The sequence below is a fragment of the Rhodomicrobium udaipurense JA643 genome (assembly GCF_000636015.1).
GTDB lineage: Bacteria > Pseudomonadota > Alphaproteobacteria > Rhizobiales > Rhodomicrobiaceae > Rhodomicrobium > Rhodomicrobium udaipurense.
In genome coordinates, this window is record NZ_JFZJ01000103.1 from 1 (window position 1) to 11,522 (window position 11,522).

11 protein-coding genes are annotated in these 11,522 nt (G+C 63.1%); all 11 read right to left on the reverse strand.

What is annotated here, in order from left to right:
* Positions 1-191: 191 nt before the first annotated feature.
* The gene (locus T281_RS13120; protein WP_037239825.1) at positions 192-1,184 is read right to left on the reverse strand and encodes an HK97 family phage prohead protease; all 993 of its coding nucleotides are present in this window, start codon (positions 1,182-1,184) and stop codon (positions 192-194) included.
* Between the two features lie 10 nt (positions 1,185-1,194).
* Entirely contained in the window at positions 1,195-2,709 is a 1,515-nt protein-coding gene (locus T281_RS13125; protein WP_037239828.1) for a phage portal protein, read from the reverse strand.
* Positions 2,709-2,918: a phage head-tail joining protein gene (locus T281_RS13130; RefSeq protein WP_037239831.1), complete on the reverse strand. Its 210-nt coding sequence runs from the start codon at positions 2,916-2,918 to the stop codon at positions 2,709-2,711. The genes T281_RS13125 and T281_RS13130 overlap by 1 nt, the downstream gene beginning before the upstream one ends.
* Positions 2,919-3,172: 254 nt before the next feature.
* Positions 3,173-3,448: a hypothetical protein gene (locus T281_RS13135; RefSeq protein WP_037239844.1), complete on the reverse strand. Its 276-nt coding sequence runs from the start codon at positions 3,446-3,448 to the stop codon at positions 3,173-3,175.
* A gap of 11 nt (positions 3,449-3,459) precedes the next feature.
* Positions 3,460-5,460 carry a phage terminase large subunit family protein gene (locus T281_RS13140; RefSeq protein WP_037239834.1) on the reverse strand — a complete coding sequence of 667 codons (2,001 nt, stop codon included), beginning with the start codon at positions 5,458-5,460 and terminating at the stop codon, positions 3,460-3,462.
* Positions 5,457-6,098, reverse strand: coding sequence for a MarR family transcriptional regulator (locus T281_RS13145; protein WP_037239837.1), 642 nt, complete (start codon positions 6,096-6,098; stop codon positions 5,457-5,459). Before T281_RS13145 ends, T281_RS13140 begins: the two co-directional genes overlap by 4 nt.
* Positions 6,099-6,285: 187 nt before the next feature.
* A complete protein-coding gene (locus T281_RS13150; protein WP_037239841.1) occupies positions 6,286-6,609 on the reverse strand; it encodes a hypothetical protein in 324 nt (107 codons plus the stop codon).
* A gap of 13 nt (positions 6,610-6,622) precedes the next feature.
* On the reverse strand, positions 6,623-7,210 hold the full coding sequence (locus T281_RS13155; RefSeq protein WP_052037475.1) for a hypothetical protein: 588 nt from the start codon (positions 7,208-7,210) through the stop codon (positions 6,623-6,625).
* Positions 7,211-7,316: 106 nt separating this feature from the next.
* A complete protein-coding gene (locus tag T281_RS13160) occupies positions 7,317-8,135 on the reverse strand; it encodes a hypothetical protein (RefSeq protein ID WP_037239843.1) in 819 nt (272 codons plus the stop codon).
* Between the two features lie 349 nt (positions 8,136-8,484).
* Positions 8,485-10,209 (reverse strand): DNA primase family protein, encoded by a 1,725-nt coding sequence (locus tag T281_RS13165; protein ID WP_052037476.1) that lies wholly within the window; start codon positions 10,207-10,209, stop codon positions 8,485-8,487.
* Positions 10,206-11,522 (reverse strand): DNA cytosine methyltransferase (locus tag T281_RS13170; RefSeq protein WP_210164077.1); only part of this gene is annotated, 1,317 nt, incomplete at its 5' end. The genes T281_RS13165 and T281_RS13170, both read right to left, overlap by 4 nt.

Sequence of the window (11,522 nt, forward strand, 5' to 3'; positions counted from 1 at the left end):
GGTCTTCACGGACTTGATCACCTTTCGGGTCGCGGTGACGCGCCCGACGAGGGTAAGGCGTGAGAGAACTTGGCCGGAGGCGATCGTCACCGGATCGGACAGGAGCGGAAGCGAGCCAGCGCCTTCGCGCTCGGGCTCGAAAGTAAAGGTCTCGTTAAGAGGCATGTTATGGTTCCTCGGTTTCGCGCTGGTTACGCGGCCTTGCTGTCAGAGCGGAGCTTGACGCCGCGCGACCGCTGGACAGCGCGGAGATGATCGGCCTTGTCGCTGCCGCCTCTCACATCGGCGGCCTTGTCGACCGCGATCGTGGCCGTGTCGGTTTCCTTCGCGCGAGCGGCCAGGGCATCGAGGATCTTGGCGCCGACCTCGGTCACGCTCGTGCCCGCCTCGGTATGAGTGCGGATGAAGTCCTCGCTCATGCCGTGCTGGCGGGCGAGCGTGCTGATATCGGCGATGCGCTTGCGCTCGGCGGCGAGCAGAGCCTTTGCATCGACCGCCGCCGCTGGCTGCGGGTTGGCGCGCGTGGTGTCTTCCTGTGCCGGGACTTCCGGCGCTTCGCGGACGGGGTCCGACATGGGTTTAGTCTCCTTTGTGAGGGTGATAACGGCCGGGAATGAGCGCTCGCCGCCGTCAGAGCGGGCGCCACGCACCTGCGCGCCGGGATCGGCCGGCACGGGAACGAAAGAGATTTCGAAGGGCGTCCAGCGCTCGACGATCCACTGTTCGATGTCGCCCTTTTTCTCGGCCTCGACCACGCGGATTTGATCTTGGCTGTAGCCGACCGAGACGTTTCGAACGATGCCCTCGCTCACCTTGCCCCAGATGTTATCCGACAGCTCGTCGACGCCGGGGCTTGGGAAGCGGATGCGCGCGAGCGCCTTGTCACCTTCGACCCACGCGCGATCGACCACGGCAACCTGCGTCTGTGTCGACCATGAATTGTGGCTGTCGAGAACCGGGCCACCCGCCTGCAAACGCTCCATGTTGATGGCGGCGTTCGATATGACGAGCGTCTCTTCGTAGGCCTGGTGGACGTCCCAACCGACCCAGCGCCAGCGCTGGACCTTTGCGCCGGTCGAGAACACCACGTCGACCGTGCGGGCTTCCTTGTCGACTGACGAGATCGGAAGCGCGCGCGTATGACCGGGCAGGTGCGCGTCCCGCCGCGTTTCAATCTTCGGCATATGAGTTGTCCTATTCTTCGGATGGTCGCGATGGCTGGGCTTGAGCGGCTCCGCTCGCCGCAACCTTTCTCGGGTCGATGTCGAGGATCAGCCCGCGCTCGTCGAAGGCCGCGTTGATGCGGGCCAACTCGTCGAGTTGCGTCTCTGGATCATTGCCCCATTCGGCAACGAATTCCTCCCAACTCATGCGGCCGGTACGCACCGCCAGCACGTCCGCTTTCAGATCCTTGAGCGGGTCAATCGGTTCAAAGCCGGGGGCGATCCATTTCACCGGATAGCCATCTTTGCGGAGCCTCAAGGCGCCGGAAAGGATCGCGCATTCGATGAACCTGTCCCACGTCGGTTGGCAGAGCTTCGGGATCATCAGATGATACTGAAGTTGCCTGACAAGGGCGCGGAACTCGATCTTGCCGGCCCGAAGCGAGCTGTAGTTCGCCTGCCTCAGATCGCCCGTGAACTGGTCGTAAGTGATGCCTGTGCCCGCAGCGATATTCATCGCCGCATTGAGGGTAAAGGCCTCGAAGCTGTTCGAACTCGACGGCTGTGCGAAGGCCATGGTCTCGCCCGGCTCCAGCCTGGTAATCATGCCGGGCGAAAGCTCCAGCGTATCCGGCCCGCGACGAGGCTCCGAAGCCTGCTTCACTTGCCCGCCGAGCGTATTCGGCATCGACGTATCCGCCGACGTGACGAAGCCCGCAAAACAACTCTCGACCCTCGCCTTGACGAGCGTCGCCTCCATGTAATCGGCGAGGTCTCTCGCCGTCAGCATGACCGGCGCGAACCAGGTCACGCCTCTCGCCTGCCCGATGCGGAGCGGCCGATAGATATGGGCTATATCCCGCGCCTGCACGAAAACGGATGTATTCTCGTTGCCTCGCGTGCAGAGATCGCCGGGATGGGCCTTTCTGATCCAATAGCCATTGCGGGCGCCGTCCTCCGTGAACTCGATGCCGAGCACGGTCGTGGTTTCAGCGCTTCGCCCGAGAAGACCATGCTTACGCTCGTCGAGTTGATCGCCCTCCATGAGCCGGAGCTGCAAGGGAACTGGCAACCCGCTATCCGCGCGGCGCGGCAGATAGCGAACGAGCGCGTCGCCGCCTTCCACCATCGAGCGAACGAGAACCGCCTGGGCACCGTAGAAATCAACCTCGCCGGAAACGATGGACTGTTTCTGCCAAGCCTCGAAAAGCGCGTTCACCCGCTTATCGAGCGCGCGATTGCCGGTGCGCGAGGTTGGCACGATGCCGGTGCCCACGATATGCGCGGCGAGAACGTCTGGCACGCGGGCCATCGGCGTATTGCGCACAAGATCGCGCGCCCTATCGCGCAACGACGGCAGGTTTGGCCCTATCGCCGCGTTGGCAGATTGCCGCCCGCCCCATGATCCGCGGCGCGACGCTTGCGCGCCATCATAGGAGCGGCTCGCGGCGGCGTTTCGGAGCACGGACACAGCCGCACGCGCCTGGAGCCGCCGAGCTTCCGCCATGGGCGAAAACACGCCGATAACTCGATCCACCCACGCCATTATCGGCTCCGATCATGCGAAACGAGCACGGAACGCGGGCGCGATGCGCCTGCAATCTCGCGCTCCATGGCCGCGAGCGAGCGCTCCATCTCGTCGAGCGAGCGATAGGTCACCTCACGCACCTCGCCGCCGCTCTCGTAGCGCACCTTGCGGCCGCCGGTCGCGATGGCGCGCTTCAGCGCGTCGATGTCAGCTTGCTGATAGGCCATCGTTTCTCTCGTGCAAAAAAGTGCCGCCGGAACAGCCGCCTCTCAACGGAGGCGGTGAGCCGGCGGCTTTCCGGGGCGGCGGGGGTATCCCCTTATTGCCGGTCTATGTTCCAAGACCTTGCTCAAGCCTCCCAAGGGCCGTGAGGCCGGGGATGCTGCTGGGTGCCTCGCGAGCAGTACCAGACCGCCCTCTCGGGTATTTGTGTGGGGCGGCTGGCGCGGAGCTTCGAGCCCAGCCAGACCGCCCTCTCCAGTTATTCGGGCTTCGATGCCGAGGTGAAATCGACATAGAACTCATCGCCGACCGCGAACTTGCCCCACAATTCCGGGTTGGCGACGGTAATCTTCAACTCCGCCTGCGGAGTGAACTTCGCGTACGTGTTGTTTTCGTCGCTGCCGTCTTCCGGATATTTCGACGCATAAACAGCACACAGCGACAGCGTCTCGCCACACTTCTTCCCATCCGGGCCTAAAGCATAGAAATTCTGTTGAACGAAGGTGACTTTCATCTTCGCGCGCATGGTGGGCATAATCATCTCCGTCAGCGTTTGTTGAACCAGCCGCGGTTGCGGCCCTTGAACCAGTCGTTTCCGGCCGGTTCTTCCTGTTTCGGCACCGGAGCAGGCTCCGGAGCGGCCTCTTTCGCGGCTTCGGACGCCGCCGCCCGAACCGGTGACGGTGACAGCAAATCCACAGCGCGCGCCTCTTTAGGCACGCCGCGCTCTTTCGCGAGCACAGCCCAATCGTCCGCCGTCATCCGCGACAGGCCGAGATATTCGGCCAGCGCCATGTTGTAGACGCGGCAGTCGAGCCAGTGGTTTTCCTCGCGGAACTTGATCTTCCAGACCTTGCGATTGCGGCCCTTGAACTTCTCGTCGGAGACATATTCCGACGTGATCTGCCGGAAATACACCTCGTCGAGCCAGGTGCCGAAATGGCAATAGCCGGGCGGGTCGATCTCTCGGCCCGCCTTCAGCCCGTCCTTGCGAAGGTCCGAGTAGAACGTGGCTTTCAGCGGCCACGTGCCGACTGTCCACTTCTGCGCGCCCTTCTTGATCTTCCTGCCGCCGTAGTCGATGTCCTGAAGCGTCGGAGAACCGAGCGCGGGGCGGCTCCAGCCGTCCTCGCCCTTCAGCGCCATCGCCCCGGGCCGGTTCCGGCACCAGGTGTAGACCGTGTTCGTCTGATAGCCGCTGTCCACGCCGATCAAGTCGACGCGCCGACGATTGCCGAACGCATCTGGATAGGTACGCTCGTAAAGCTCCGTGAGCTTGGCGAAGGCGCCGCGCTCAGCGTCCGTCGTCTCGCCGTCGAGATATTGCACGTCGACAACCCAGCTCTGACGGTCGGGCGCGATCGCCAGCACCTCGACATAAATGCCACGCATCTGCACGTCAGCGGACATCACCAGCAAGAGCCCCTGCGGCGGAATGTGCCCACGCGTCAGACCGTCTTCGCGCCGCTCCATCAGCCGGGTGTAATCCGGCGTGTCGGTGCGCAGCTCGTAGGGCAGGCCGAGCGTGAGGTTCCAAAAGCCCTTCTGCTTGGCTGGATCATCCCCGGCCTCGATAAACTTCTTCGCGATCTCGTCCCACGGAACGAACGGGCTCGACAGCGCGTCGAAATGGTAGCTGGGGAACTTCCCCGGCGCAGGTTCCAGCGCGATCCACTCGCCGGCGCGCACCAACGCGTTGCGCTCATGATATTCGATCACCGAACCGCAGCATGGCGCGATGTAGTGAGCTTCGTAAGGGTAGACATCGTTGAACTTGAACCACTTGCGGTCAAACTCGAAAGTGAATTGCTCGCCGCAATGCGGGCAGCTCACATGCCAGAAGCGCTGGTCACCTGCATCGAACTCGTCCGAGATGTAGCAGGCGCCCTTGAGCACCGGCGTCGAAATATTCAGCTCCTTCCAGTCGCCGCTCGCGAGAAAACTCGTGTAGCGGGCGCTGATCATCGCATGAGGCGAGCCTTGCCCGTCGAGATCGTCCGGGTATTCAGATGCCTCGTCCTTGAAGACCTTTTTCAGTGTCTTTGAGCGAAGATCTGCCGTCGAAGTCGCGATGAGGCAGCTCAAAGAGCCGCCCGGATAGCGTTTCGTGTACGTCGTCGACCCTTGCGAGCTGCGCGACTTCTGCGCTTGCACCTTCGTCTTGAGCGCCTTCGTCTCGCTGATGGCGAGGTTCAGTTTCTCGCTCAAAAACTCCGACAGGGCACTGTCCGTTGGCTGCACCACGGCCATGCGGCACGGATCGCGGTCTATCGTGTGGCCAATCCATGCAATGCCGAGCGTCGTGAACCCGGTCTGAGCACTCTTGCGCACCACGACCTTGTTCACCGGGCAATCCGGTCCGAGCATGTCGAGCGGCTCGATCAGATAGGGCGTCAGATACGGGTCCCAAAGCTCACCGGCTCGCGGGCCATCCGGCACCACGAGGTTTTCCCGCGCCCATTTCGAGGGCGGGATCGGCATCGGCGGCTCCAGCACCTTTGCCAGCGTGCGGGCAATGACGCGCAGAGCGGATTGTCGAAACTTCATTCGCCATCCTGTTCGGCCTCCGTCGCCTCCTGCGGCTCGTCCGGCTCGTCTTTGTCGAGCAGCCTCATTTCCTTCGCGAGCACGGCTCGTGTGTCCCGTGCCACGACCTTCAGAAAGGCTCGGGCGCCGTTGACACCGTCCTTTGCAACCGCAGCGGCAAGATCGTCGGCGCGCGCCGGAAGTTGGTCGAACGCGCGCGTCAACGCTTCTGCACAGCGCACCATCGAGGCCTCGACATCCTCGATCGGCAACAGCCGCCCGAGCTTCTCGTCCAGGCGGAGCTTCGCGAGATCGGCCTCATAGGCCGCGCGCCGCGCTTGCTCACGCGCCAGCACATGGTCGCCACCGCTTGAAGGTGCTGTTTCCCCTTGCTCCTGCGCGCGGATCGTCGCTTTCGTCACCGCGCCAAGCGCCTTGGCCGCATCGCCGGTCTCGCCTACAGCCTGATCATAAGCCGCCAGATTGACAAGCTTCGCCCGGCCTGGACCGGGGCGTGTCTCGATCAGCCCGTCGCGGACGAGCTTCGCAACCCGCTCGGAAATCGTCTGCTTCGTGACGCCCTTGCGGGCAGCCAAGTCGGAGACGCTGACCCACAAGCCAGCGCCGACTGGCTCTTGCGTGTCAGCCGTCAGGGTCATGATGTCAGCCGTGTAAGGTCAGTTTGTTTCGAAATCGGCTAGCGATATTTCGGGGCGGCGTGCCGTTCGCCCCCCTGGGGAGGGGCGAGAGGGACCCGCGCATGTGGCATATGGGCCACTGTGGCAGGCCTGCCACGCCCCGAAAAGGGTGGCGCGGTCGCAACGGTTGCGCAAAAGCCACAGTTTTCTAGGCGCTGCCTGCCCCGAAGGGCCACCAGAGCCGCACGAGATAGCCCAGCATGGACGGCTCGCGGCGCTCCGGCTCGGCAGGTCTCGACAGGAGCAGGGTCAGCCCGTCCAACGTGGCGAGCAGCCAATCAGCTACGATGCGGCCACGCTTCGTCAGAGCATAGCTGCCAGCATCGCCAAGGCTTTCGAGCAGCCCTTCATCGACGAGCTGCTGCACCTGCGTGCGGCCGGCCTCGTCGACGATCACTGCGCGCCCGGTGTAGGCCGCTTGAGCAATCGCCCACAGGTGGAAGGGCTCGTACCCATAGATGTCCGTTGCCATGTTGATCCCTCCGTCAGAGCTTGAGCAGGCGTTTCAGTTCATGCGCGGTGCGCTTCGGCAGTTCAGCCGCAACCGTGCGCTGAAAGGCGGCTTCGGATGCGTCCTTCACGATCTCCTTCGGGATCGCGGGGCCATAGAGCGGCCTGATTGGCAGCCAGGAGCGGTTCTTGCCGACGCGGATCACGCTGCCATCGGTGCGGCGAACGCGCTTGTAGACGTTGCCCGCGAATTTTCCGCGCGGCGCGATGAATGTGCCCTTGAACAGGGTTGATTTCGCCCAGGGCGCGGCGACGACGCCAGCGCCAGTCTGCTTCGCGCCGAACTCCTTAAGCCGAGCGTACTTTCCTCGCGCATCGATCCGAGCCTGAAGCGTCGCCTCGGATGCGGACCATTGCGCCGTCGCGGCCTTGATGACCCCGTACTTGTGCCCGGTCTGTTTGACGAGCGCGCGACGCACCTGCGTCAGCGTCTTGCCCGTCGAGTGGTTTACCGCCCGGGCGAGCGCCTTGCGCATCTTCGGGTCGGAGAGCATCGACACCGTGGCGATCACCGTCGCCATGCCAGGCTGCGACGCAGCGATCCTGATCGTGCCCCGCGCCATGCGAACCGCCCATAAAAAAAACGCCCCGGAGCGGCTGCTCGGAGGCGTCATCTTCAAACTTTTGGAATGCTTCGTGTGTAGTCACAAGGGGTTTTTGCGTCAAGAACTATTTTTTCCTCTTTAGTTTTATAGGCTTATCGCGCTCTGATTTCTGCAAACGAACCCCCTCCAACACGCGACCGCGTGAACCTCGCGCGCCGATCCATGGCTCCGCCTGTGCTTCCGGGCCTGTCACCTCGAAGCCTGAGAGCGCGCCGTCGAGCTGGGCCGCCAGCATTTCTAGCGCCGCGTGCCAGACGAGATAAATTGCGCGGGCGTGCATCACTTCGTCGACGCGGATCGTATCGCGCGCCTTCCGCCCGCGCCCCCAACGGTCCATCACTCCGCTATCGGTCGCTGTAGCCCCGCGCTGCGCGGCCCAGTCCTCATAGGCTTCAGGCCGCGTCCCATTCTTCGCGTTTATGATCACAATCGCCGCTGCGCATGCCTGCTCGACCCGCGCCGGCATCGGCTCGACATTGCCGATGGTAACGGCTGGCAGACGCCACCACGCCCCGCTCCGCTGCTCGACGATCTGGCCATCGCGGGCAAGGCGCTCCCTGTCCCAGATCTCCACCTGGTCGAAATCGGCCCATTCAAGCCACATGTCAGCAAGGGCCAACACCGCATCGTGCACGATCAGCGCATCATCGCACGCGCCCCGATGCTCCGAGGCCAGCCCGACGATCCCGCACGCGTGGCTCGACTGATCCACGCGCGTGCCCAGCACCACATATTGGCCAAGCGCCGAAGGCAGCGCCGCCACGGGCGCACGCGGGCGCAGGGCCGCAGCAGCGCGTTCCACCTTCTGTACACGGTAGGTCCAGTCGAGCAACTTCTCGATGTCGATCTTGAGCCTGTCGGGCCGCTCTGTTCGCCGTGCCATGTTTCCTCCTATGGCTGGTTGCGAGGGTGCGAGGATAGTGCGAGGATCAAAAATCAACCCTCGCGGCCTTTTTCCCTTTATATTTCATATGCTTATTGTCTTGTTGCGAGGGTTGCGAGGATTGTTCCTATAATGTGTAAGGAAAAAACGGCTAGGGCCTTCGCCCGAAGCCCTTTTCTCATACGTACATACGCGCGCGACCCTCGCAACCCTCGCAAAACAACTAAAACGCAAACAAAATCAATGCATTGAATGCAGCGAGGGTTGAGTTTCTACCCTCGCGCTACCCTCGCACCCTCGCGGCCCTCGATTTGCGAAATTGCGCAAATCGGTAATTTTCGAGCGAGGATCAATGCTCGTCCTCACGATGCGGGGGCTGCGGGTCACAGTCCGGCACCCAATCGAGCGTCACGTCGAGCCACTGCCGGATGCGCTTGTCCTCGCGCTTGAAGCCCTTCTGTTTCATGGCATTCGAGAACGATTTCTCAGTCCACGGCTTGATGGCGTTGCTTGCGCAATACTTGGCGAAGGCCGTGTACATCGCGCGGGCCTGTACCTGCCCGCCAGGATCTGGCTTCACGCAATCGCGCACGAACGCACCGACCGGATCGCTGTCCTCTCGGTGACTTTGTGTCAGAGCACGCACCCCCGGGGGCTCTCGCAAACCCTGCTCAAGAAAAATGATTGCACCGTCGATCAGCCAGTTAAGAATGCCGGAAGCTTCCTCGAACATCTCGCCGACAACTTCTTCGAACGGCCGCTGCTCGTCGTCAGTGAGTGTCACCGGCCAATGGACAAACTTCATGCGCCTCCATATGCCTTTGTCGAGACCTCCGATAACCGGCATCTCATTGCCCGACATGAAGGGGATAAATTCAGGGGTAAGATCGAAAAACCCCTTGTTCAGGTGGCGGACAGGCATCGGCTCCGAGCCCGTCATCGTCTTGATGAGCCCTTCGCGAAGCGGCGAGTTGCGCGGCAACTCTGCAATCGCCACGAAGCGCTTGCCCGCGAGCCGCGCGAAATCTGGGGTAGGCCTGTCGCCCGCCTGCTCCTGTGAGCCTGTGATGCTTTCTGGCTTCATTCGGCCTGCGTAATCGCCCAATATCCGCGCCATGAGTTCCATCCATACCGACTTGCCGTTAGACCCGTCGCCATAGAGAAAAATCAGACATTGCGTGGAGGCGCCGCCGAGCAGACCGCGCCCGGCGGCAACTTGCAGATAGCGCCGCTGTGCATCGTCCGGCTGGAAACGCTCCATGAAGGCTGTGAAGCGCGGAGCCGTCGCCTTCGGATCATACGAGCAACACGCCATTTTCGAGATGCGATCTTCTCGCCGGTGCGGATCGAGGCGCACGCTCGCGACCTTCCGCCTCACCATGCGCACCACGTCCGGATCGGGGCATTCGAGGTCTTCTTCCTCGATCTCTTTCACCTCAAAGACGAGCGTCCCGTTCTGCACGTTGCATTTAAGCGGGGCCGCATCGAGGGCTGCGGGAGTGACGGTTATGTGAGGTACGGCTTGCTGTATCATCGCTACGGTTCGCGCTCGGTTTCCACACGAAATGCCGAACTTCACGCGCCCCTGATGCCGCTTTTCGAGAGCAGTTTCAGCCGCCGCGCCAAGTGCGAGCATCATTTTTTCCTCAGCTGAGAGGCTTTCTTCATCGCGCGCCTTCAGCGGCGACGCGCGCTCGATCTGAATGCGGACGATCTCCGGCACCGGCAGATATTGATGCTCAAGCTTGATCATCTTCGCGGTTTGCTGCGCACAACGCTCGGCCTCGTGGTCCCCGCCTTCGCGCTTCCAGTAGCGGCCTTCCCACGCATGCATGCCGACTTCGTCGACGTTCAGCAGCCGATCGCCATAGAGGTTGAGCAGCCGCCTCGCGTTGTCCGTGTCATTCTGGTCGAGCACGGCATTACCCGCGATCATGTCGAGCGTGATGCCCGGCGGCAGGCCGCCGCCATCGCTGCCGCCGAGATCGCCAGCGTCGCAGCCATAATCGTCTTCTTCGAGCGAGCCCTCGACGATATCGGCAATATGCTTGTTCGGATCGGTCGAGCCGGTCATGCAGCGTCCTCAAGCAAGGTCGATTGATGCTGTTGCGGAACGTGGCCAACAGACACGCGCCCGGGAACGGAGGCGCGCCGACGCTTTACTTGAGGCCGGGTGAGAGCTTCGATGCAGTTCGCGCGGATGATCGCGGCGGCGACCGGCGGGCAGATGCTGTTGCCGATCTTGTGCCGCTGCGCGGTTTCGGTGAGCGTGCCGCCGCCGGGTAGCGGCGCGGCGAGGATGTAGCTGTCGGGAAAGCCTTGCGCCCGCGCCAGCTCGCGCGGCGTGAGCATGCGCATGCCGATATCCCAGACAACGTAGTCGCCGAGCGTCACGAACTCGCCGCCGTCCCAGACGCCCTCTGCACGCAAGAAGGCCGCGACCGCGCGGGCGCGCTTGATCTGCCAATCCGCGAGCGGCGGGCTTTCGAGCGATCCCTCGACATGGCCGAAGCGGTCGCGCGTTGTCACCGTGCGCGCGGGCTCATCCTCTGGTGCGCCTTCGCCTGTGCCGTAATAGGCCGAGAGCATCGGCGCTACGAGCACCGTGTCGGGCTTCGTCGTGATGGTGTGATAAGTCGCCTCGACAGGCCGCTCACCGCTCTGCCCCATGCGCCCACCGACGCCCGCGAGATAGGGCGTCACCACGCCGTGGTGCTGACCCTGCGCCAGCACGGTGCCGAGCGGCTCATCGACCGCCACGCCCGCGCTCTTGCCCTGCAAGGTCGATAGATACGCCATGACCGGCTGCTGGTTTGCCGCGCTCGTCGTGATTGTCGAGAGCGGCTCCCCCGCGTCTCGGCCGATGACGCCGTTGCCGTTGTGCTGGGCGAGATAGACGGCAGCGACACTGTTCGTGTCTTTCGTCGAGGCACACACCGTGTGGTGAGGCTCATCGACCGGCCGCGATGCGCCGCCTTGCTGGCCGTAGGTCACGAAGGGAGCGAGTTGCGCCGTGGCAAGGCCGAGTGGAGATGCCCCACCGGGGCGCTTCTGAAAGCTGTTCGCGGTCACGGTTGGCAGCGGCTCGTCCATGGCTTTGCCGTCATGGTCGGCGCGGAAGACCATGACTTGCGGGGCAATGACAGAAAGCCCAGCGCCCCCAGCCGTGACGGTATGCGTCGGCTCGTCCGCGCCCTGAAACGGCTTGCCGCTGTTTCGCATCGTCATCAGGTGCGGCGTTACCGCCGCGAAACTGCCAGCGGTGTGCACCGTCCGCAATGGCTCATCAACGCTGTGGACGCCCTTGCGTGCGGCATCGCCGCTGGTCTGATCCACACGGACGATGAACGGGTCCGATCGATCGAGCACGTAGCGCTTGAAGCCACG